The sequence below is a fragment of the Robinsoniella sp. KNHs210 genome (assembly GCF_000686105.1).
Classification (GTDB): Bacteria; Bacillota; Clostridia; order Lachnospirales; family Lachnospiraceae; genus Robinsoniella; species Robinsoniella peoriensis.
The window spans coordinates 3,512,380-3,538,243 of record NZ_JMLZ01000002.1 but is presented as its reverse complement, the minus strand read 5'-3'; the positions used below and the strand labels follow the sequence as shown (position 1 = coordinate 3,538,243).

Annotated in this window: 11 protein-coding genes; all 11 read right to left on the bottom strand. The window is 43.0% G+C overall.

What is annotated here, in order from left to right:
• Positions 1-13: 13 nt before the first annotated feature.
• Positions 14-1,771 carry a sensor histidine kinase gene (locus CD03_RS0122125; protein WP_027295493.1) on the bottom strand — a complete coding sequence of 586 codons (1,758 nt, stop codon included), beginning with the start codon at positions 1,769-1,771 and terminating at the stop codon, positions 14-16.
• Between the two features lie 258 nt (positions 1,772-2,029).
• Entirely contained in the window at positions 2,030-8,590 is a 6,561-nt protein-coding gene (locus tag CD03_RS0122120) for a glycoside hydrolase family 2 (protein WP_027295492.1), read from the bottom strand.
• Between the two features lie 167 nt (positions 8,591-8,757).
• Entirely contained in the window at positions 8,758-10,656 is a 1,899-nt protein-coding gene (locus tag CD03_RS0122115) for an ABC transporter ATP-binding protein (RefSeq protein WP_044289594.1), read from the bottom strand.
• Complete coding sequence (locus CD03_RS0122110; protein WP_027295490.1) at positions 10,634-12,400, bottom strand: ABC transporter ATP-binding protein; 1,767 nt, start codon at positions 12,398-12,400, stop codon at positions 10,634-10,636. Before CD03_RS0122110 ends, CD03_RS0122115 begins: the two co-directional genes overlap by 23 nt.
• Positions 12,401-12,568: 168 nt before the next feature.
• A complete protein-coding gene (locus CD03_RS0122105) occupies positions 12,569-13,006 on the bottom strand; it encodes a MarR family winged helix-turn-helix transcriptional regulator (RefSeq protein WP_027295489.1) in 438 nt (145 codons plus the stop codon).
• A gap of 99 nt (positions 13,007-13,105) precedes the next feature.
• Entirely contained in the window at positions 13,106-13,792 is a 687-nt protein-coding gene (locus CD03_RS0122100; RefSeq protein WP_027295488.1) for a hypothetical protein, read from the bottom strand.
• Positions 13,782-15,179, bottom strand: a complete 1,398-nt coding sequence (locus CD03_RS0122095; protein ID WP_027295487.1) for an AAA family ATPase — start codon at positions 15,177-15,179, stop codon at positions 13,782-13,784. Before CD03_RS0122095 ends, CD03_RS0122100 begins: the two co-directional genes overlap by 11 nt.
• 170 nt (positions 15,180-15,349) lie before the next feature.
• A complete protein-coding gene (locus tag CD03_RS36365; protein WP_197041687.1) occupies positions 15,350-22,657 on the bottom strand; it encodes an InlB B-repeat-containing protein in 7,308 nt (2,435 codons plus the stop codon).
• Between the two features lie 338 nt (positions 22,658-22,995).
• Positions 22,996-23,580: a nucleoside recognition domain-containing protein gene (locus CD03_RS0122085; RefSeq protein ID WP_027295486.1), complete on the bottom strand. Its 585-nt coding sequence runs from the start codon at positions 23,578-23,580 to the stop codon at positions 22,996-22,998.
• A 140-nt stretch (positions 23,581-23,720) separates the two neighbouring features.
• A complete protein-coding gene (locus CD03_RS0122080; RefSeq protein ID WP_044289593.1) occupies positions 23,721-24,398 on the bottom strand; it encodes a lysoplasmalogenase in 678 nt (225 codons plus the stop codon).
• Between the two features lie 100 nt (positions 24,399-24,498).
• Entirely contained in the window at positions 24,499-25,860 is a 1,362-nt protein-coding gene (locus CD03_RS0122075; protein WP_027295484.1) for an MATE family efflux transporter, read from the bottom strand.
• Positions 25,861-25,864 lie beyond the last annotated feature (4 nt).

Sequence of the window (25,864 nt, the reverse complement as noted above, 5' to 3'; positions counted from 1 at the left end):
TCTGATTCATGAGCTATCCCATACTTTTACGCGGTATCACAATAGTTGTTCTGGTGTATTTTCCAGGTTCACTCACAATTTTCATCTCACACGTCTCTCCAAAATTCAGCTTCAGCCTGCTGTATACATTGGATATTCCAATGCTGTAATTGTCCTCCATATCTTCTTTTGGTTTTAATATCTCACGAATCTGAGCTTCTGTCATTCCCTTTCCATTATCTTCAATGACAATGCAAAGCTTGTCTTCTTCATGATAAGCCCGCAGCTGTATTTCCCCGATATCCTCCATTTCACTAAATCCATGGACGATACAGTTTTCTATAATCGGCTGCAGAATCAGTCGGGGTACCCGGTCCTCCATGCACGCCTCCCCTACATCTGCTGTATATTCAAATCCATCTGAATAACGCACTTTCATCAAGAAAATATAGCTGCTGAGCACCTCCAGCTCTTCCTTCAGGCTGTAAAAACTTCCGTTTCTGCGAAATGAACAGGACAGTATGCGAATTAATGCTTCCGCCATATTTTTAATCCCATCGAACTTTGATACCTGAGCCATAAAGCGGATCGAACTCAGTGTATTTACCAAAAAGTGCGGGTTAATTTGTGACTGCAGTGCCCGTATCTCGGCTTCGTGTTTCATTTGCTGCTGCTGCTCATTGTCATGAATCAGTACTTTTAACCTGCGCACCATGCGGTTGAAAGAATGGATCATGGTTCTGATTTCTGACTGTCCGCTGATTGGAATATGAATGTCAAGGCTTCCTCCTTCTACCTGCTTCAGCCCTTCAATCACCTCATTGACCGGATGTATAATACGCTTTAAGAAGATGCTGGAAAACAGATAAAATAAAATGAAGAGTATTACGGTAATCACTATAATAATACAAGCAATTTTATTAAATTCCTCCAACAGAATCTCTGAATCTACCACACTTACCAGCTTCCAACCGGTTGGGGTAATCTCTTTTACCAGATATGTAAATGCCGTTAAACCTAAGCGCTCTCGATATATACTCTGGTTCAGATCCAGATCATTTGGAAGCTGGATTTCCTGATCGCTGACATTCAGGAGCACTTCTTTGTTTTCGTCCACCAGGTACATGGTTCCAAGACTGCTTTCTTTGTTGTATTCCCGAAGCATATTTCCGATTTCAGACTGAATAAACAAGGTTGCCATCTCAATTTTATTCGTTCTGTCCAGACTGTTGTCCGGGGACAGCCCCGCTGCAATGGTAAACTGATATTTTGTCTTTAGAGAATAGGTTACTTTGGACGAATAACTGCCTATACACACATTATTCTTGTTAGACAATGCCTGCTGATACCACTTTGACTGTTTGATCTCAGTCTGGGGTATTACCAGGTCATCCTTGATATAAGTGTTGTCCCCGCTGACCATATAGAACACGGAAGCCAGCATATCATCACTTGGGATCATCATATAATTGAAAGTTTCCCGTAAAATCTTTTCAAAATTATATTTGTTAAATGCATTGCTGTCATCCGTCTGTGCCGCCAAAGCCAATACATCACTGTTATTTACATTACACAGATGAGACAGACGCATGGAGACATTGTCTATCTCTTCTTCCAGGGTCTTCTCTACATTAGCCTGAACCAGTTCAATTTTTTCTGTGGCGGAACGAAGCATCATCGTCCTGACTATGGCAAACGACCCTATGATAATAAATAGAATAGGAATCACAATTAACAATAAAAAACTACTGTAATACGTAAATTGTAAACGGTTTTTCTTTTCTGTAAACATAACACATCCCCCAAATCCTCATTATCTTTTCCGATTATAACATGAAGCTTTTGAAGATACAAACTGATAAATGGGATTTAGCGCTTTTTGGCGGCACGCGGGCATTTGCGGGTATTTGCTGGCATTTGCCGGGAAATCCTGATGCATTTCCCGGCTCAGTGACCGCTTCGTATCCAATAGGAGCCAGTCGAATACGATCCGCCAAAAATCAAAAAAAGACTGCTTCCAGCCATAAAAACCGGAGCAGTCTTTTCTCAATTATTTAATCTTTACCGTCTTTGCCGGATTCCCTTTTTTGAAGGTTTTCTTATAATCAGATGCCTTTTTGTTTGGCACATTAATATAAGCGTTCTTATGGATTCCGCTGAATGCTTTGCTGTAAACTTTGCTGACTTTTGTTGATTTTATTACGATACTCTTTAATACTTTGTCATTATAGAATGCTTTGCTTCCGATGCTTTTCAGTCCTTTACCAATTGTAACGGATTTCAGTTTTTTGCATCCTGCAAAAGCGTAAGAGCCGATTCTGCTTACATTATCTGCAATCTTAACTGTCTTTAATTTGGTATTGTTTTTAAATGCATTCTTATAGATCTCCGTAACCTTAAAGGTATAACCATTTAATTTTACGGTCTTTGGAACACTGATGGAGGTATATGATTTTTTCTTTGCCTTCATTACTTTTACGGTTCCGTTTTTGGATGAAGATTTTGTTACTTTGTATACCAGACTGTTGACGGTATAAACTGCATTTTTCTTAGGTACCTTCGGAGCGGCCGGTTTCACCTTGAGCTGTGCCATTGCATCACTTAAGTTCTTTGCTGCCGCATTTACTGCTGCCTGGTCGTTCTTATTAACTGCTTCTGCTGCTGCCAGTGCCGCTTTTACCTTAGCATAAGAATCGGCGGTATACTTGTTCACATCCAGTTTCTTCGCTTCTGCAATCTTCTGGTTTAATACACTTAAGTCTGCCGGTTTTATCTTGAGCTGTCCAATGGCATCACCTAATGCTTTTGCTGCTGCATCTACTGCTGCCTGGTCTTTTTTATTCACTGCTTCCGCTGCTGCCAGTGCTGCTTTTACTTTGGCATAAGAATCTGCCGTGTATCTGCCTGGGTCTAATTTCTTCGCTTCTGCAATTTTACTGTTCAATACCGTAAGATCAACTGGTTTTAATACCAGCTGGTTAAGCGCTTCTCTGACTGCTGTAACTGCCCCGTCAATTTCCTGCTGATCGTAACGATCCGCATCCAGGGCCGCATCCAGAGCTGCTTTGAGTCTGCTGTAAGAATCTGCGGTATATTTGCCTGCATCTGCTTTTTGTGCTTCTGCAATGATTTCATCCAGCGCTTTTGGATCTGCCGGTTTCATTAACCCGCCGTCAATAAACTGGTTGTTGACTGCAACGTTGTCGATGGCCGAAGTTCCATTTACATTCATGACACCAATCTGACCTGCGGTAAATGCCGAATCTTCTGCTATCACAAGCGCTTCTCTGTTGTCATTTTTATAAGCTTTGATAACTGAGCCCTGCATTTCCACAGTTAAACGGTATGTCCTGCCTGCCTGAAGACGCATGCCGGTTTCCGCCAGAACAGTAGTCCTGCCATTTTCCGATTTTACAATCTGTACTTTATCATTTTCTGCATCTGCAACCAGCTGATAGCCTCTGATTCCTGCTGATCCGCTTACGGTACGCAGCAGCATTGCGGTTACGGAATCCTCTGTTCCCGGTTTTACATCTGCTGCAAACAGAACATCTTTTATTTTATTGCTGTCAATCAGGGAGTATGCGCCCTTAGAAGCGGAAGTATAAGCTCCGTCCACGGTCTTCCAGTTTCCGTTTGCTTCCCATTCATCACTGCCTTTTTCAAATGTGCTGCTATAACGCGGGATGCTTGCCACATGGATGTTGTCTAATGTGGCTGCTACACGGTAGCCTCTGACAGCTGCGCCGCCTTCCAAATACGTAGAATCATTAATGTCTACACATGGAACCTGGGCATCATCTACATAGATCTGGATCCGGGAACCAAATACTGCAATGCGGAGTGTATGTGTACTTCCTACAACCAGTTCCGGAACGGTAACTTTAGCAAGCTCTTTCCATCCCTGGCTCATGCGTCCAAGCTGTACATAACGGTCACCAATACCTGCATAATATCCATTGGCACCATCCGGTCCAATATTATAGTTAGAAGAACGGAATAAAAATCCTGCATTTCCGTTTATTCCTGATGAGTTGGTTACTTTGATATCCATTTCGTAGATACCGTCTGACATGGAGATGTCCTTCATTATCATTTTATCTCCCTGATCAGAAGCGCTCATATTCAGTGCGCCGTTTACGACGTTTCCACTCCATGCACCACCCATGATTTCATATCTTTTTGCATAATCTGCATCGCTGAAGTCATCCGTTACTTCAACATCTTTTACGGTATCATCGATTTCCGACTTAACTGCTTCATAGGATTCCGGTGAAACCACAAGATCTGCTACCGGATTGGTTCCGGATGCATTTACTGTGATTCCTCCGGTAAAACCGCTTCTGTCAAATACATTTATAGCAGCTTCCGGGTTGTTATCTGCAAATACGCGAATCTGTTCGTCAAATAAGGTTACTTTTACGTGATGGTTTCCTGCTGCCAATTCTGCTGCATCTCCAATCACCTGGTTTGTCTTCTTATTTGTAACGGTAATACTGCTTCCACCGTTTGCAAGAGCGATAACATATCCTTCTTTCTCGCCCGTTCTTACGTTCAGGCTGGAATTGCCGGATAAGACACCTTCAACACTGTAATTATCAGAATCTGTCTTAATATTTTTTACTGCCGTTACCTGATCTGCTTTTTCAATGTCTTTTGGATTTAAGATAATGGTAGGATTTACAGCATATCTTCCGTATACGGAGTTGTAAATACGAAGTCCGTTTTGATTTGCTGCATCCTCTTTTACAGCGTAAGTAACTTTCATTACTTTACTGTCACCCATAGCGGCTTTAATTTCAGCCAGTTTTTCCTTTGATACACTTAAATTTACCAGATAACCAAAGTCACCTGCACTGGTTGCTCCGTTATATGGAGCATTCAGGGAAAGTGTTCCTCTCATATCCCTTGGGTTGTCCGGAAGATAAACCGTGTCAACCTCTACGCCGTTTACATAAACGGTCATATCCGATGCCCGCTCCCTGCCCTCTGCTGTCTGGCTGTATGCAGAGCTGAAAGAAGAATGGTTCTTATCAGTTCCTGTCTGACCTTTAAAGGATGATGCCTCAGCAATAATTTTCAGGCCATTTAACGTATCCAGGTTAAAGTTTTCCGGCAATGTATAGCTGTAATCCTGGCTTCCGGTTCCTTCTGTGGTAACCATCCTGCGGTCATTAACAGCTGCTTTCATGGTAATGGAACCATTTTCATTATCCAGAACCAGTTCTTTATTCTCGCTTGACGGATCTGCAACTACGATATTGGTAAAGTTTTTCGCAATTTTTGCTCCATCCGGTCCTTCTATCCATACGGTTAAAGTTCCAACACAAGCCTGGGCAGGCGCATGGAAGGAAAGGCTTGCTTCTGCTTTTTCATAAGGGATAATTTCCATTCCCAGTGTACCGGCAAGGTCCGTACTGATATTGTTTCCATAGATATCTGTTCCGTCGAAACGCCATTTTACAACGGTATTTTCCGGTACATCATTTGTCCAGCTCATTGCCATAATCTTTGTTTTTATCTTTGCTCCCGGTTTTACATTTTTAACCGGACTGTCTACGATTCCGATATAGGTCTCCTGTACTAAATCCTGGATTCCCATGTCACCGCCATATGCAATTTCATCATAACCAAAGATCTTCTTCTGCCTGTCATAGGTCAATATTCCGTTGCGCTCGTATTCTACGTCAAATGGCTCTGTATATACGAAACCGCTTTGTTTTTCATATCTTCTCTGAACATCTGTCATAAATTTAAAGCAATAGGAGATGTCAAAATCGCCGTCATAAGCAGCAACACCGCCGTACTCACTGTTCAAAAGGGGATCGCCATCCTGCTTAAAGCCGAACTTATAGTTATTTTCTGATCCTACATATGCATTGTTAACCCTGTTCTCCACATCACCTACAGTACCGTCATAAGATTTTGGATACATGTGGTATGTATTCAGGTCAGACGGCTGAACGTGGTCACTGTTGCAGGGACTCATATCCTCAATCAGCATATTCGGATATGCCCCTTTTGTCTTATTATATAAGTACTCTACCCACTCTGCCGTACTCTTGCCGTCAGATGCTTTTACGTTCCGGTTCTTGCCGTTATCATTATATGCCGCATACAGTCCCCAGGTTTCGTTGAACAGCATAACGGACACAATTGACGGATGGTTATAATTCATTTCCATTGCAGCATCCAGGCATTCTTCATAATATTTTCTGCCAAGCGCCTCGCCGCCTTCTTTGGAGGGCACCATAGCGGTTGCATGCGGCATATCCTGCCATACCATCATTCCTAATTTATCACACCAGTAATACTGCAGCGGATCTTCAATTTTCAGATGCTTACGGATCATATTGAATCCCGCTTCTTTCATTGCCAGAATATCATATTTTAAAGCATCTTCGGATGGTGCGGTATAGATTCCCTCCTCCCAGAAGCCCTGGTCCAGAAGTCCTGACATATAAACAGGTTCATCATTGAGATAAATATATTTTACACCCAGGTCTTCATTGTAATATTTCGCTTCTACCTTACGAAGTCCAAAGTAAGTAGAAAGTTCATCCAGTACATTTCCATCCATATCCTTAACGGTCAGGGTACCCTGGTAAAGATTTGGATCATCGTAATTCCAGAGTTTCTGGTTTGCAATGGCAATCGGGGAAAGTTCCACCTCATTGTCACCTGATTCTACCTGAATCTCCTGGCTTCCCTCTACCACGGAACCGGTAGGGATATCCACGTCATTTTCCATGTCATAAACGGTACTTGCAAAATCATATTCCACTGTAAGTGTCTGGTCTTTATCTGTGGTTACATCCAGATCATAAGTTACCGTAGCATTGTCAATATCCGAAACTGCTTTGGCATTGTCCAGATAGGTTGCACTTCTGGCTTCCATACCCACTGTCTGCCAGATTCCGCTTGTATGGATATATCCGCAAGGTGCGTTTCTTCCCTGTTTACCAATCAATGCCGGATAGCTGTCATCGCCGTAGCTTCCTTTATCCTCTACCCAGAGCGTTATAACATTGTCTTCGCCCGCTTTCATATGATCTGTGACATCCATTTCAAATGCGCTGTACCCGCCAATGTGTTCTCCGACTTCTTCCCCATTGACCCAGAGCTTGCATTTCCAGTCAACGGCTCCGAACTTTAAGAAGATTTTTCTGCCTTCCCAGGACTTGTCTACACGAACTGTTTTCTTGTACCATGCCTGACCTTTATAATCAGGGTCACTGATACCGCTTAAAGAAGATTCCCAGCAGAACGGTACGTTAATGGATCTTGAAAATTCCTGATCCGGATTATACCAGCCTGCATTTTTTCCTTCTTCATCTGCGTCAAAGTCGAACTCCCAGATTCCGTTTAAGTTTACATAGGACTCTCTTTCCCAGTCTGCCCTTGGACGTTCTGTTCTTGTTGGAACTTCCTCTGTTCCCGGTTTTACAATGATAAGGCCTTTTGAAATCACGGCAGTATTGCTCTGTTTGATTTTCAGCTTGTATGTACCGGTTTCCATATTTGGGATTACAATTTTTGCTTCTTCATTTTTTTGTGAGGTTACTTCTGCGTAGACAGGAGTCTTCAGGGATTCACCGGAAGTCTTTACAATCTCAAAACTTTCCACCTGATCCAGTCCAAAACCATATACTGTTACATCCCCCTTAAAGTCTTCACCTTCCTTCAGGTTCGCTTGGGAAGTATCGATGCTTCCGATATAAATCCCATTATAATCAGAGGGGAGGAAAAATGCAGATGACGGAATGGTACTCTTGTCCTTCAATCCTTTGTTATTACTCCAGGATAAAGTGGCATGTGCGCCTCCGCTGTAGTCAAAATATTCTACTTTAATATCATAGAATTTTCCTGCTTCTAATGCTACTCCTTTACTTGTCTGTAATATATCCCAGGACTCGCCGTCCCAGTAATTAAACAGCTGCTCTCCATTCACCCACAGTCTGATTCCATTGTCAGCAAGACCGTAGAAGGTGTAATCCGCTGTTTCCGGTACCCGGATTCTGCCGCTCCAGCGGATGCCGGCATAATCATCTTTTCCCGTTGTAAGCATCAGCTTGGCATTCAAATCCCCGTAATTAATATTATAATCAATACCTTTTGACTTAAGTGCATCCAGTTTCACATTCTTTCCACTACCGGAAGTCGTATAATATTCTGCAAACAATCCATTTACATCCACATTATTGACTGCTGCTGCATTTTTATTCTTTGTCTCCCTGGCAGTTTCAGTCTCGGTTTCTTCTGTCAGCTGTGTCTCGGTTTCACTCATTGTTTCTTTTTCTGTTTCCACCTGGTTTGTCTCTGCAATTGTCTCTGCTTGCGACGTTGATTCCCTTACTGCTTCTGTTTCTGTCTCTACCCGGCTGACCGGTTCTGTTTCTGGTTCTGTTTCTGACTCTGTCTCCTTAATTGCCTTTGCAGTCCCAGGGGGCAGTGCATCGCCGGGGTCTTCATTTAACTCCGCTGTTTCTGCACTCCCCGTGGACACATTATCCGGTTCTGCCGCCAGTACATTCGTATACGGTGACAGGTTGGATACTACCATACCGACAACCAATGCCATGCTCAATAGTTTCTTTCTTCTCTTGCCCATAATGTCCTCCTTCTTAAGGTTTGTTTTGTGTAAATCGTACAATTTATATACGAATTTTCACCTTGTCTTTGACATTATAGCACTAGCAATTGGCATTTATCGTTGCAATTTTTTGAGTATTTTTTACACATTTATGATATTCTTATACTTTTATACAAAATATCCCCTTATTCTAACTCAAAAGCTCCTGTATAGAGCTGGTAATACTTCCCTCTGTCACTGATCAGTTTTGCATGGCTTCCCCGTTCTATAATCCGCCCCTGTTCCAATACCATGATCACATCTGAATTCTGTACCGTGGATAATCTGTGGGCAATTACAAATACCGTTCTTCCATGCATCAGCCCGTCCATTCCCCTTTGAACAATAGATTCCGTTCTGGTATCAATGGAAGAAGTGGCTTCATCCAGAATCATAACCGGAGGATCAGCTACTGCCGCTCTGGCTATTGCAATCAGCTGCCGCTGTCCCTGGGAGAGGCTGCCTCCGTTTCCGGTAATTACCGTATCGTATCCATCCGGCAGTCTCCGGATAAAGCCATCTGCATTTGCCAGGCGTGCCGCTTCAAATACTTCTTCTTCAGTAGCATCCAGTTTTCCATACCTGATATTTTCCATAATGGTTCCGGTGAAAAGATTGGTATCCTGCAATACAATACCCAGGGAACGCCGAAGGTCGTCTTTTTTAATTTTATTAATATTAATATCGTCATAACGGATCTTACCGTCTGCCAGATCATAAAAACGGTTGATGAGATTGGTAATTGTTGTTTTCCCTGCTCCCGTTGAACCGACAAATGCCAGTTTTTCCCCCGGTTCTGCATACAGCGTAATGTTATGCAGCACGATCTTATCTGCATTGTATCCGAAATCCACATCGTAGAACCGTACCTCTCCTTTTAGTTCTGTATAGGTCAGTGTTCCATCCCCATGAGGATGCTTCCATGCCCATAGTCCGGTACGCTCTTTTGCTTCTGTCAGGTTTCCTGCTTTGTCATAGACTGCATTTACCAGCGTTACATACCCTTCATCCACTTCCGGTTCTTCGTCCATCAGATTAAAAATACGTTCTGCGCCAGCCAGTGCCATAACGACCATATTTAACTGGTTGGATATCTGGCTGAGGGGATTTACAAAGCTTCTGCTCAACTGCAGGAAGGAAGCAATCGTTCCGATGGTAAGCCCGGCCATTCCTGTCAGCGCCAGTGTCCCTCCCAAAATAGCAATTAACACATACTGGAGATTTCCCAGATTTCCCATAACAGGCATTAATATATTGGCAAAAGCATTTGCCTGAGTGGCATCAGCACAAAGTTCCTCATTTTTCTGGTTAAATTCTTCCTTGGCCTTTTCTTCATGGCAGAATACTTTAATTACTTTCTGCCCGTTTATCATCTCTTCAATAAAACCATTCAGCCCCCCCAGCGCTGCCTGCTGGCGAATAAAATAGTAGCCGCTCTTTCCCGCGATCAGCTTCGTCACGTTCAGCATAATAAATACAAAAATCAGCACAAATATGGTCAGCTGCCAGCTGGTAAACAGCATTGCAAAAAATACGGACACAATGGTGATCATTGAAGAAAACATCTGCGGTATACTCTGAGCCATCATCTGACGCAGCGTGTCGGTATCATTTGTATAATGACTCATAATATCTCCATGGGCATGGGTATCAAAATACCGGATGGGCAATGTCTGCATTTTTGCAAACATGGAGTCTCTGATATCTTTGAGAATTCCCTGGGCAATTACAACCATAAGCCGGTTATAGAGCAGCGTTGCCACAACACCAGCCAGATAGATGCAGCCCATAAACAGGACAGATCTCAGAAGCGGCGTAAATACAGGCGCCGCTTCCAGTAAAAGCGGTGTTATATAATCATCGATCAGCGTCTCCAGATACAAAGAGCTGGCTACACTGGTCAGTGCACTGATCAGGATACAGATAAGCACTAAGGTAAAGCGCAGTTTATACTGCCCGATATAGGACAAGAGTCTCTTCACTACTTTTCCGTTTACTTTTTCCATTGTTTTCTTTTCTGATTTATTTTGACTGTTCTGATTCATCTTCCACGCCTCCTTTCACCTGGGATTCATATACTTCTCTATAAATATTACTGCCTGCAAGCAGTTCTTCGTGGGTACCCACATCCTGTATATACCCGCCGTCCATAACAATGATTTTGTCCGCATCCTGTACGGAGGAGATACGCTGGGCGATAATAAATTTCGTTGTATCAGGAATTTCTTCTGCAAATGCTTTTCGTATCATGGCATCGGTCCTGGTATCAACGGCACTGGTTGAATCATCCAGAATTAATATCTTTGGCTTTTTAAGGAGGGCCCTGGCAATACAGAGGCGCTGCTTCTGGCCTCCCGATACATTACTTCCTCCCTGTTCTATATAAGTATCATATTTATTGGGGAAACTCTGTACAAAATCATCCGCCTGGGCCAATATACATGCATGTATCAATTCTTCATCCGTTGCAGACTCATTTCCCCAGCGGAGATTCTCCTTAATCGTTCCGGAGAAGAGAATATTCTTCTGCAGCACCATAGCTACCTGGTCCCGGAGGGTTTCTATATCATAACTGCGCACATCCCTGCCTCCAACCAGAAGATTGCCGGAAGTCACATCATACAGCCTTGGTATTAACTGGACAAGGGTGGTCTTTGCCGCACCGGTTCCACCGATAATCCCAACGGTTTCACCGGATTTAATTTCCAGATTTACATTCTTCAGGCACAATTTATTTTGATCATCTACATAACTGAAATTTACATCTGCGAATACTACGGAGCCATCTTTCACTTCCATTACCGGATGTTCCCCATTTTTCAGGCTGCTTTCCTCAGTAAGAATTTCTACGATACGCTCGGCAGAAGCTCTTGACATGGTGATCATTACAAATACCATGGACAACATCATCAGACTCATCAGTATCTGCATTGCATAAGTAATCAAACTCATTAACTGTCCAGTTGACATCCCCACTGCCGGATTATTTCCGGATGCCACAATTGCCCTTGCACCAAACCAGGAAACCAGCAGCATACATGCATACATACAAAACTGCATCAGCGGCATATTAAAAGCCAGCAGTTTTTCTGCCTTTGAGAAATCAGAATAAATACTGCCGGAAATCTCCTTAAACTTTCCGTTCTCATGTTCTTCCCGTACATAGGACTTTACCACCCGGATTCCGTGAAGGTTTTCCTGGACAACATTATTTAATTTATCATAGGTACGGAATACCCGTTCAAATATGGGGTGCGCTTTTGTCATAATCACCCAGAGTCCAATCCCCAGTATAGGTATGGCACATAAGAAAATAAAGGCCATCTGCACATTAATGCCAAATGCCATAATCATGGAAAACACCAGCATAATCGGGCTTCTCACCGCCATTCGTATAATCATCTGATAAGCGTTCTGCACATTTGTTATATCTGTGGTAAGCCTTGTAACGATACTTGCCGTTGAAAATTTATCAATATTAGAGAATGAAAAGTTCTGTACATTATAATACATATCTTTTCTCAGATTCTTTGCAAATCCTGCCGAGGCGCTGGCTGCATACTTGCCTGAAAGTGCCCCGAATATGAGGGATATCATGGCGGATACTACCAGAAAGATCCCCATTCTCCATATGTATCCCAAATCCTTACCATCGATTCCATAGTCAATCAGCATTGCCATAAGAAGCGGTATAATTACCTCCATTACAACTTCCAGCGATACGAAAAAAGGAGTCAATAAGGAATCCCGTTTATATTCCCGTATACTTTTCATTAATTTTTTAATCATTTTTTTACCTCCACATTATCTGTTTGTACACGAATAATTCGTATACATACTGTTTGTAACCAAACATTATAGGGAAAATATAAGAAACACGCAGATGCATGTTTCTCATATCTATCCCAGCTTACCGGCCGGGTCCGCCAGTTCCTACTGCAATCGTACAGCAGCCGCCTAAAGAGTCTCAAGATTTACTCTTAACCTGTCCATCATGTTTAATAAGGCTTCCACTTCTTCCTCCGTAAACCCCTGGACAAGCATCCGTTCCGTATCTTCTATATGCTGCCTGACTTTCTGATACATTGCTTCTCCCGTTTCCGTAAGTATCAGTTTCTTTAATCTTGCATCCTCCGGAACGCTGACTCTGTATATTAATCCATTCTTCTCCATCAGCTTCAGTATTCCGGTTACTGTTGAACGGGTAATCGTAAAATCGCGTTCAATATCCCTCTGGAAGATATCCTGCCCCTTATGTTCCTGGAGATAGCCTATAATCCAGGTCTGCATGGGTGTAACGTCCTGCATTCCCTGCTGCTTTTTCTCTGCTTCTATCCTGCGGCCCAGCAGATTGGAAAGTGCATGTATTTCACGTCCAACGTCTCTTTTTCTCATTTACGATCCCTTTCTTACATTAAATTAGCGCTATAACTGTTTGGTCACAAACAATTATAGCGCCGAACTAATTTTATGTCAATCACTTTTTTACGCTATTCACCCCTGAAATGCCAATTGAAAATTAGTAAACCTATTCAGCGAATTTTCCCCTTCCTGTATAAAATCCCAGGTTTCTTTATAGGTTCCATCTACCGCCACCTGATTTTTTCCTAAAAATTCAATGAATTCTTCCGGCTTTCCCTCAAACCTCTCTGCAAAAGTATCCGAGTACTCCCATTTTTCTTCACTGCTAAACTCCCTCAGTTCATTAAATAACACATGCTCCAGATTACAGGACATATAATAAATGCGGTAAGGCACTTCGTTAATTTTACCGGTAGCGGAGAGCTTATATAACAACTCTGATTTTAATTGATTTCGCTTTATCAGAGAACCTACATTTGAGGTTTCAATGTGGTCGGTATAGTAAACCGTGGGACCTGACTTTTTTTGTATGACATTTTCCGCAGTCACAAATGCACCATCCAGGTCAGACAGATGGATGACTTTTAAGATATCCTCATCCGTGTATCTGTATTTTGTTTTAACATCCTCCATACAGTCATTGATTCTCTTAATAATCGTGTCAGAGTTCACACTTCCCCGGGCTGTGATGTCCCCATGAATTACGTGAAACTTTACCTCACTGCTTGAAAAATATTCCTTCACAATAGATCCGATTGCTCCTTCATCGCTGGGACCTTCCACAATAAATATAATCACTTTCTTCTCTTTATCTGGCATTTGTAATTTCCCTCCCTGCTTTACGAAATGACCTCGCAATCTTGATACTGTCCGTATCGGTATAGATACATTCCTGTTGTCCGCCTAAGGTGATGCTGCGGATATAGGCATCCCGCAGATTCAGGCTGTTTCCCGTATGCTCCATTCTGATATACCGGTTGTCCGGGTTGGCTGTGGAAAACAAGATACTGTCATTGCCCAACATTTCTAAAGCCCGCAGATTGTGGGAAGTGAATATCAGCTGCCCTTTTGCCCCTTTATTGAATATATCCAGAAGCTCTCCCAATAGATATTCATAAATACCGGCGTCCAGTTCATCCACAACCAGGCAGATGCCCGGATCGCTGTATGCCCGGATCAGCACATTGAGGATGGAAATAATCTTAACGATTCCATCTGACTCAAATCGTATGGGAATCTCCATCTCCCCACGCCTGGAAGTAAGATCCACCTTTCGCCCGACACCGCCATTCTCCACAAGCTGCTGTCCATAATCTTTGATATCCAATGTCATACCCGGTATAATGGTGGCAAGTACGATATTTATTTCCCCCACAATTTGCTTTAACAGTTCAAAACGGCTTTCCTCCACAAGAGTGGGTTCTTTTAAAGCAATTACAAAATCACCTCTGGTGGCTGACTTGCGGTCTGTAACCCGAAATGCCACGGGCAAAAGAAAATCCGCGCTGATTGCACCGGAGTGCGAATCCCGGATAACAAATAGATCCATCATTGCATAGTTGTATAGGGACTGAATCAAAAATGCATAATCCAGAAAATTCTCCCCACTCTCATTACAGAAAATCTCCCGGCTGGTCTCTCCAAAGATGTAGGAACAATTATGAATCCGGGCAACTTTTTTTGCTACAATCAGGTTCGTACCGTTCTCTTCATTTCCAAGAATCACATCCTCCAGCATTTCTTTTGGCGTAAATACACCTTCCGTATCTTCTGCAGTATATTCCATAAATAAATACTTTTGTGTGTACTCACCTTGTACGATCTTAGCAGCCGATAATGATTCTTTTGAAATAACAGCAGTATTTTCTTCTGTTCTGCGGAACCAAAGCTCATACTCCACCTCAAACTGCCGTTCCTTTCCGGTCACCAGAAACACTGCTTTTACTTTAGCATAATCCTGCCCGCTGGTAATATAATTAACCAGTTCTTCCGGAATACTAAGCCCCATGATTATCTTCTGCACATAGAAAAGCGTATCAATTACCGTAGTCTTTCCGGAGCCATTTTGTCCGTAAATCCCCAATATTTCAGAAGTATCCAGCACTATGCCCTGATGGATCCGGGAAGGCATCTCTACTTTTCCATATGCAGTATTTTTAAAGTTTTTTATTTCTACCGAATGCAGCCTTACAATGATGTCATCCATAATTTATCTCTCCTCCGATATATGAAGTATTTCTACATTATCCCCGATTCTGATACTTTGTATTCCATCACAGAAAAAAAGCAAGGCAGCTATTCCTGTTTATAAACATAACCTGTTTATAAATATCAAGAATCACTGCCCTGCTCAGAGGGTGTTTTAATATATCTATTTTATTTCAATTTTACTGTTCGAACCTTCGAATAATTTCCATATACTTTAGTATCTCCAACCTTCTTGTATCCACGCATCTTAAACTGGTAAGTCTTACCCTTTTTCAGTTTTGTCTTTGTATATGCAGTACGTGCTGCAGATGCGTTTTTAATCCTGGTAAAGCCACCTTTACCGGTCTTCATATAAATGGCAAATCCATCTGCCTTTGTTCCCTTTTTCCAGGATAGCTTCACGCTTGTTTTAGACGCTGCTTTAGCAGAGAGTACCGGTTTTTTTGGTGTCGTTGCTGTCTTTAAGTATTTTGAATTTTTACCGAACAGCTTTTTACTTCCGGATAACGTATATGCCCTTACCCTGTATTTGTAAATTGTTCCGGCGCTTAAGCCTTTTACCGTATAACTTGTCTGGCCTGTGGTTTTTACTACGTACCATTTGTTTTTATCCGGATTATAGCGGCTTAATTCGTAGCCTTTTGCACCGCTGGTTTTATTCCAGGTTAATTTCATCTGGTTAGTTTTCAGATTAGATGCTTTTAATCCGCTTACTTTTTTCGGCGCCGTAATCTTTTTGAATTTAGCTGTATAAGTTACGTTTTCATAAACCGTTACCGTATACTTTGCGGTTGTGGATACTTTCTTTCCATTGAGATACCAGCCCTCAAACGTATACTTAGCGGATGGTTTTGCCGTTAAATCAACCTTGCTTCCGGCATCCACTGTCTGACCGCCTGTTGCTGTACCGCCTGTTTCCGCTTTTACCGTAAGGGTAACTTTTTGTGGCTTCGGCGCTTCTTTCTTAATAAATTTTGCGGTATATACGGTGTTCTGTAAAGCATTCATTGTATATTCCGGATTTGATGATACTTTCATATCCCCTATATACCAGCCTTCAAATACATAGCCTTCCTGCGGATATGCCTTAATGGTTACCGCACTTCCATATTCTGCGGTCACGCTGCCGGTTACGGTTCCTCCGGCTTCTGCCACTGCCTGAATCGTGATCATTTCTTTTGGCTTTTCTTCAAATCGTGCTGTATACACAGCATCTGTTTCTGCCTTCAAGGTCAGGCTTGCCTGATCCGATACTTTTTCATCATTCAGATACCAGCCTTCAAATGTGTAGCCTTCATTTGGAAATGCCGTTATGGTAAATTCTTCACCTTTCTTAACGGTTCCGCTGCCGCTTACGGTTCCTGCCGTTTCATCTGCTGACTGTACGGTAATGTTCACCATTTCCGGCTGTGGCTCTTCTGCTTTTGTGAACCGCGCAACATAAGTGATATCCTCTTTTGCTACCACTTCATACTCTGCATTTTCGGATACCCTGACATTATCCAGGTACCAGCCTTCGAATACATAGCCTTCGTTCGCTGCTGCAGTAAGTTTTACCGTTGTTCCAATATCTACCGTTGCAGTCCCTTCTGCCGTTCCGCCTTCTGTTGCTTCAGCGGTAACCGTCACCTGCTGTACCGCATTTTTCGTAAACCGTGCAATGTATGCGGCATCCTCTGTTGCTTCTATTTTATATTCTGCCTGGTCAGATACTTTTGTTTCTCCCAGATACCAGCCTTCAAATGTGTAGCCTTCATTGGCTGTGGCAGTTATGGTTACTGTCTCACCAACGTTTACACTTCCGCCGCCGGATACCGTTCCTGCCGTTTCATCTTCAGACTGTACGGTAATGGTTACCCTGGCAGGTGCATTTTTTATAAATCTGGCAATATACTCCGCATCTTCTGCCGCTTCAATCTCATATACGGATGCATCGGATACTTTTATGCCTTCCAGATACCAGCCCTCGAAGGTATAACCCTCATGTGCCATGGCGGTAAGGGTGACTTTTTCCCCTTCCTTAACTGTACCGCCGCCGGATACGCTTCCTGCTGCTTCGTCTTCCGAACGGGCTGTAATTGTTACGTCTTTTAAGTCTTTTATAAACTTAGCTGTATAGACGGTGTCCTCTGTGATCTCCGGCGTAGTGAAAGCAGGTTCCTCGCCTACCTTTTCTTCCCCAAGATACCATCCGCCAAATGTGTATCCTTCGTTGGCTTCTGCCGTCAATACCGCAGTTCCGCCCGCTTCCACATCTGTAGTCCCTTTCACAGTTCCGCCCTCTGCCGGGTCTGCCTGTGCAGTCACTGTATATTCACCTTTCACTATGGTAAATACGGATGTGCGAACTGCTTTTGCACCGTTTACTTCTGCGATAGCACGTACTTTTATAATGCCTGCAGAGCCAACCCTGAGCTCTGTTCCGGATATGGCTGCACCTGCAGCTCCTTCTGCAATTTCAAAGGAGTAGCTGATGTCCTCCTGGTCATGGCCTGGTGTCTCACACGGTACGAGCATTCCTTCTGCGGACAAGTTTACTGTAATCTGGTCTGCATTTTTCGGTATAACAATCTTGCGGTTGTCGAAAACCAGGCTGCTGAAAGTACACCCGCATGAACCCGGTGTAATAACCAGGCTGTCATCCCCCGGCTCTTCCGTTTCCACCGCTTTGTAGAATGCCATATACTGTCCGGAGATAAATTTATCTGCAGGATCTGCACCCGGATAGTCTACGTTTTCCATAGAATGAAGCACTCTCATCTGCAGCCTTCTGGCATCTACCGGCGCAAATGCAGCTGTCTTCTTCTCTTTATCAGCAGCCCATACGATATGTCCTTGCGGAACTTCCTGCCAGTCATCCTGATCTGCCGTGGTACTGTAGTACAGCTTAAATTCCTTGATAATTCCATTCGTTCCGTCCTGCCTTGGACGATATTCCAGCTTGCCAATTTTACAGATATCCCCAAAATCAAAGGTCAGCTTATTGTTAATTCCCTGTGCCATATTGATTCCGCCGCTCCAACTGCTGTGATAGATCGAATCATTATCTGCCAGCATGTTGGTAATTGGATATCCGGGCTGTGTACTTTCTGCCGCTGCTGCTTTTACTTCCACCTTTTCATATTCATAATCATTTTTCTGTGCCTGATATACATAGAGTTCAGCAGCTGAGACAAATCCACCTCCAGCCTGCGTAGCACGAAGCATCAGCCTGCGTGCAGTCACCACAGAGAACTTTGCGGTTTTCTTAGAAGCATCTGCTGCCCAGGTACCGCTTCCTCCCGGAACTTCCGTAAATGCACCCTCTTCATATGTTCCAGTTTCAGCTTCACTGTAGTATAATTTATATCCCGTAATAATTCCATTTGGACCATTTTTTCTTGGAACATATTCAAGTTTACCGATATCATACGTCCCGCCCAGATCAATGGTAATTCCATTATAACGGTCATTTGGAATATCTGCCTGTGGTGCATGACCATACGCAGTATGCCAGATTGTATCTTCATTTCCATCCACTGCATTGCTGCCTGGTCCATCTCCCGCTCCCGGAGTATTGTTCTCCTGACTTTCTGCAACAGCTGTTAATTCGTCACTTGGAATTTTTGTATAAGTAATTCCGCCTTCTTCCCACATAGCAGTCAACGTAGTATTACGTCCCGGCATACTGTAGGTATCACCGGCTTCGTATGTTTTATTACCGTCATTCCATCCGACAAAGTTATAATCCTTTCTGGTGTAAGGATTCTTTGGCAATACAATTGCCGTACCTTCTGATGCTGTGACTGCTTCCGGGTTTGTCCCTGTCACAGTTCCTTCACCAGGTGCAAAGCTTAATGTATACTCCTGAATATCTGCTGCTTTCCCTTCGTCTACATAGAAATTATCAAAGATATATTCGGAAGCGCTCTGTTTTGTAAGGTCAATATAATAATCATCATAGTTACCGGTTGTAAAAGTTACTTTTACGCTTTCCTTCTGCCCGTATCCGGTACCGCTCAATGGTTTGAGTATCAGCGTTGCATTTTTTGTATCTTCTGCTGCCAGTGCCTTGTCGGATTTCACCCCAAGGACAACTGCATTTTGTGCCTTCGCCTTATAATCGATGCCTACCGTATAAGCTGTATTTGGTTTTAAGCGGACACGATGGGAAAGTGTCCTCATATAATCACCATTGCGGACTTTTAATGAGTAGCGTCCTTCAATTACATCATCTGTTAATGCAGGGTTAACCGTATTTATTTCAGATAAGTGACTCTGGTCTGACTCCGTTGACACAAACGGCCCGTATTCCTGGTCTACATTTTCAAAATCTTCAAAGAAATAATGGCTTCCCTGATCTGTCAGACCGACTGGTATCACGCGTACATCATCGATAGTTGCCACGGCATCCTCGCTGCCTGCATCAGCCTTGATCTTTATGACTGCCGATGTCTGCCCCTGTGGTTCAGTAAAGGTAAGTTTTACTCTCTGGAAATATTCTTTGTATTTATCTGTATGGTGAACACCATATATTACATTAGAACTATCAATATAGTTTGCTGCCAGTTCCCTGCCATTTTGATCTTCTACTGATATATGTACTTTTCTTCCGGCTGCCGTGCGGATCCAAGCAGACGCGGAGTAGCTCTGCCCACCGGTAAGCCCGTTCATCTCCTGTTCGATTCCGCCTTCTTCACTGCCTTTAATCTGAATCATTGTATTTCCGATACTGGTATCTGTAAATGTAACATTTGGATTATTATTGATATTTGTCCAACCATTTTCGAAAGTATGACTGTCAAATCCCATATCCTTTACCAGGCTGCCTGTGCTCCAGTCATAAGATGCCATATCCGGTATGTCTGCTGCTGCACTTCCCGGATATACCACGTATCCCTGCCTTGCATCTGCCGTGATGGTGACAGCACCGTTTGCCACATTGATGATCTGTTCATCTGTTTTTCCGGTAGATGTCAGTTTGTATAGTTTTACCGTAGTGTAATTCCAGTCTTCCGGAAGTGTCCAGGTTGTTTCCCCTCCGGCTTCATTATAATGGTAGATCTTGTCCTGTCCGTCAATCGTCCATGGGATGAAGATCTGATTGCCAATTGCCACTTCATTTCCATTCAGGCTGATCACATTCTTACCGTTTCTCATTTCTGTCACAACTTCATTGTTCCTGCCTAAAACCGCTTTATTATTATTGGTCCACTGGCTGATCGGATACTGGGCCAGAAAACGGTTCGGCAACAAATTCGTAAAGAAATCTCTCATGGTTGCATAGTAATCATCTGCTCCCTGCCAGCCGTTAAAACCATTGACACGTCCGCCCTCGCCGCGGAACAGGCTTGTTTGTCCGAAAATATCTTTCTGTCCGTTGTAGACAAAACGTACCATATTCCCCGCACCCGAATAAGTACTGTTAATATGGTGTGCCCAGGCACTCCTTCCTGTCATTTTCTCAGGATACTCTGTCGCTGCCGCTATTCCCTGGTCAGTCAGTTCGTTGATTGCTTTTTGCAGACGGTACGACGTCCAGCGGTTATCAAAATAAGTATCAACATAGATCAGTTTCAGTTTTCCGTTTGTATCTGAATTAAGCTGCTGAAGCCTCTGCTCCATATTGCCTCCCGGAATCGTACTTCCATCCATTAATATATCGTTTTCACGAATCATATTTACTGCGGAGTCATACCAGTTCCATGCACCTACTCCGGTATTCAGTTCATTTACTGCATACTGGCCCGCTTCCGGGTACATCTCCGTATGGTTGATATGCACACCAAAGTTTGCATTATATTTCTCACCTTCAGACAGCATGGTGTTAAAGTCTTCCAGACCTCCTGCACGGTTATTATAGTTTGCAAAGTCAGGATGGCTTGCATCATGCCCTTCCCCCTGATATCCCTTCAGGATAATCATCTGTTCAAATCCATCTGTTCCCAGATTAAACTTCTTAACATTATCTAAAATACGCAGGAACGGATATTGTGCTGCACTGCCCACGTTCATTGCCACGCTGGTGTAGGACTGCATAACATCTTCTGCCCCCGGAATCTTCAGATCTGATTCATCCGCATAGCAGTCATCCCTATACGCAATTGTACCATCCTGAAAGTCAATCGCACCATCTGCATTCCGGTCCGCCGTAATCGCAACCGCCGTATAAGGCTTCTCAAAATCTTTGTCATCCAAACCTTTCACCAGAAACTCATTTGTCCACAGCCCTGTTGTATAGTGGTCACCGTTTTTCATCGTCTGGTAAGCCACGCCGCTGTAATCTTTTGAAGAATCGTTCCGGATAGATGCCGCCAGCTCATTATTATTTACAACCGTAATAACTGCTGACTTGTATGCCGGATCCTCTGCAGGATTTGCTGTCAGGTCTATGCTGCTCTGGGTTCTGTTATCATTCACAGTCAGTGCTGCACCTGCCTGATCACTGCTTACAGATACCAGGCTGTGTTTTGGAAAATGAATGGTTTTAATCCCATCAGATATGTTTTCCAGGGTCATCACCATTACATTATCCCTCACCGTCAACACGGTATCAAAAGACATGCTCCCTGCTTCCATATGGTACGTTGCCTTGTTTCCCTCAATTTTTGAAGTCACAGCGGGTACATATGCCTTATTATTAATCTCCAGGGCATGGTACGGAACTTCCTGTCCCTGCATAACCTTGCCGTCCAGGTTATAGCTGATTACTCTTGGAAAATCAGCATCAACTTTTACTGACATCTGGTCTGAAGAAATTTCTTTTTCCGTAATACTGCCTGTTACAGGTTCAATAGTATTTGAGGAAGACACGGAAAATTTCCGGATACCGCCGCCGGAACCTTCAAAATACATGCCGGACTTTCCGGTATCCATGGTAATTTCCGGTACTTCACCATTAAAGATCTCTGCATCATCCAAAAATACCGTAACAACCTTTTCAACAACCCTTACGCGGAGCTTATAAGGTTTCAGACGTTTTGCATAAAGCCTCTGACCATCCCCGTAAGTGTTGCCGCTGGATAAAAGGGACACAGTACGACCGCCGCTGGTTTTCAGATACCAGGGCGATGTATTCCCTCCAACACCGCCATTACCAATTACAGTATAGGAATCGGGTCCTGCATACCGTACTACTGCATAAAAGTTTCCATTATTATTTGCAGGGTCAATTTCAAATTCTACCTCCGTATTTTTAAGTTCCGGCGAGTTCTCATCGATTACCAGTTTTGTACCACTTGCTGGTACCTGAAGTTTTCCATCCCCCTGAGTCAATGTGCCCGTCCCGCTTTTAACCGTAAACCCGTCGATACTATCTTTTGAAAAATCCTTTTGGTATAATCCATCAGTGCCCTCCGGTCCACTCAGGTCAGCTGTGGATACGGACTTTTTCTCATTAGCGCCCCCTGCTGCGTTTGCCGGCATAACCGGCTGAACCGCCAGACAGGTACATAAAAACACCGGCAGAATCTTTTTCCATAACTGCTTCTTCTTCATACATTTACCTTCCTTTCCAATCATCTTTTTTGTTTTCTTAGCTCCTCCGAAACAATACTCTTGTTATATTACCTCCTTCTGAAATACTCAACATTGCACTTCCATCACCTCTGACTTTGATTTTCATCTTTATTCTTGGTTATTTAGTACAGTATTTGGCTTTTTTTTTAATTATTTTTACATATAATTCCATTATATGCGAAAGTAAAGCCCATGTATTTGTACATATACTTATACTTTTTACACAATACGCATATTCACATTAAAGAGGGGCACCTTTCTGAGAAGGTGCCCCTGGCCTGTATTAATCTATATTTCAAAAAACAGCACGGGGTTTGTCAAGTCTTGCTCCGCTTTCCATTCCCCATAATCTTCGCAAACACAATCCCTGTCAGAGTAGAAACGCAGGTCGCCACGATTGCAGCCCCCACGATCGAAGTTGGATTCGTACTCCCATACTGACTCCGGTATGCAATAATGTTTACCGGTATCAGCTGAAGTGAAGAAATATTTAAAATCAAAAATGTACACATAGATTTACTGGCGACAGGTTTATGATGATTCAATTCTCCCAGTTCTTCCATCGCCTTTAACCCCGCCGGTGTAGCCGCCCATCCAAGACCCAGAAAATTCGCTATAAAATTTGTGGTAATATGCTCATTTGCTTTATGATCCTTGGGAATCTCAGGAAACATAAAATGAACAAAGGGCCTGATTTTCTTAGACAGACTCTTAATCAAACCGGCCTCAGAAGCTATCTCCATAATCCCCACCCAGAGCGACATCACTCCTACCATAGTAATGCAAAGCGTTACCGCCTCCTTCGATGAAGTAAGAGCCGCATCTGTAATTTCCTGCATTCTTCCGGTAAACGCACCATAAATAATTCCTATTACAATCATTCCACCCCAGATATAATTCATATATACCCCCAATCAGTTCGTACTGCAGACCATTTTTTCAATGATACACTCTCTTGGCTTAATATATGAAACAAGTTCTTTTTTCATGACATTTTAGATTCGTAATTATCGTTGATCAATTTTAAAGATCACCACTTTTCTCAGAATATCTGCCTTCCTAAAAATACTCCGGATGCAGCAATCAAGTACACCGCCCCATAATACAAGGACATAATCGCATACCGGTAAATTTTTTCTTTCCTCTTATGGATCAGCCGGAAGCCCAGGATGCAGTCGGAACATACAAAAAAAATGCCGCCCACAGCAGCCATTACGCCACTCATTCCTCCCTTTGCAATCACAACTGTAATTCCCATGGATGCCATAACGCTTAAAGCCGCCATATAGAGAAACGCCGGGATTTTCATTCTGGACAAACCCGGAATTTCTTTGCGGAATCCATAGATTATTCCCACATAAATCAATATAAAAATAATGATTGTAATCCATTCTGCCCCGCCATCCATTGCAAATGCCATTATAAAGCAAACATGGGCTAAGCCAAACGCAGAGGCTCCGGCTATAAAATATATCTCCAGTAACACATCCGCAGTCATACAAAGCAACGTTCCCATAAAGATAAGCCAGTTAACCGCTTCCCCTTGGCAGAAAACGCCATAAATCGCCAATATTACAGGCATAAAAGTTGCTGACGCCTTTAAAGCCAGTGCTTTCATGCCAATTTTATCCGCCCGGCGGCAATATGCACTTCCAAAACAAACGGTCAAAATGAAAGTCACCAGCAATATCGTCCTATCATTTTCTAACAGTAATCTCATCTGCAAACCCTCCCTGCCACTTCGGTTACAAAAACCTGTTAAAAATCCCTTTCATCAGCCTGCATATCCATACTTTTCCCGGCTGCATATTGATACCTGCTCAAGCAGCATTTCCATATGCCAGACGTTTCCATTTCGCCTGTCGGAAACGGATCACATAAACCAATCCTCTGGTGCACTCGTCCAGTGCCATAGCAATCCATACCCCTTCCAGCCCCCAGCCAAATGTTATGCCAAATACGTAAGCCATACCAAAAGCAATCAGCCACTCTCCTGTAATCCCGGCGATCATCGGAGTCTTTGCATCTCCCACTGCTATGAGGCTACGTGTCATAATAATATTAATTGCCCTGCCGATTTCCAAAAAGAATTCCAGAAATAAAATCCTTCTTCCTAAAGCCAGAACCTCCGGATCGCTGGTAAACATTCGAAATACCAGATTGCTGTTTATAAATAGCAATAGGGTCACACCAAGGCAGACACAGAGGCAGATTTTCATAGTGCTCCAAACCCTCTTTTGAATATCTTCAATCTTCTTAAGCCCCAATAAATATCCCAGTACAATCTGGGTAGCCTGGGAAAGCGCAACTGCATAAACGTATGAGAGATTTGCTAAAATGCTGCAATATCCCTTTGTGGCCGTTACCATGGTTCCAAACGTATTTACAATTCCCAGAATACAGATCTGTGATACATTGTATGAAAAGCTCTCCGCCCCTGACGGAAAAGCGATCTTACACAGATTCCCCAGTAATTTCTTCGGAAACGGCATTAAAAACCGAAGTCCAAGAGGTAGCCGGACTTTCTTTACAAACAACAGAATAATCAGCAGAAGTCCTATTGTTTTACTAATTACCGTAGAGGTAGCTGCCCCTGCAATCCCAAGTTGGGGAAATCCGAGCCATCCGTTTATTAATATTGCGTTCCCTGCTATATTCAGTATATTCATAATTACCGAAACATACATCACTTCTTTCATTAAAGTATATGTACGCAGAATTGCAGCAAAATTCAAGTATAACCCCTGAACCAAAATAAAACTGCCTACGATCATCAGATATGACCTGGTTTCCCCCATGATTTCCTGCTGCAGCTTCATCATAGTAAATATCGGCTTGTTTGCCAGCATTACAATCAGAGTAATGACAACGCTGACTCCCGTTATCAAGGTCAGCGAAACCATACAGGTCTTAGATGCATTTTCGTCATCCTTTGCCCCCAAGAACTGAGACAGTATCACCGTGGTTGCCATGCTGATCATATTCAGCACAATAATAACCAGATTCATAATCTGATTTCCGTTTACAATAGCCGCCACCGATTTCTGTGAATACTGGCTGATCATGATCTGGTCAATATTTCCTACTAATAACTGCAGCATCAGTTCCACAAAAATCGGAATTGACATTTTAAATACCCTGGACGTTGTATTAATTCTTACTTGCCCTGTTTGCTCTTCCATTCTC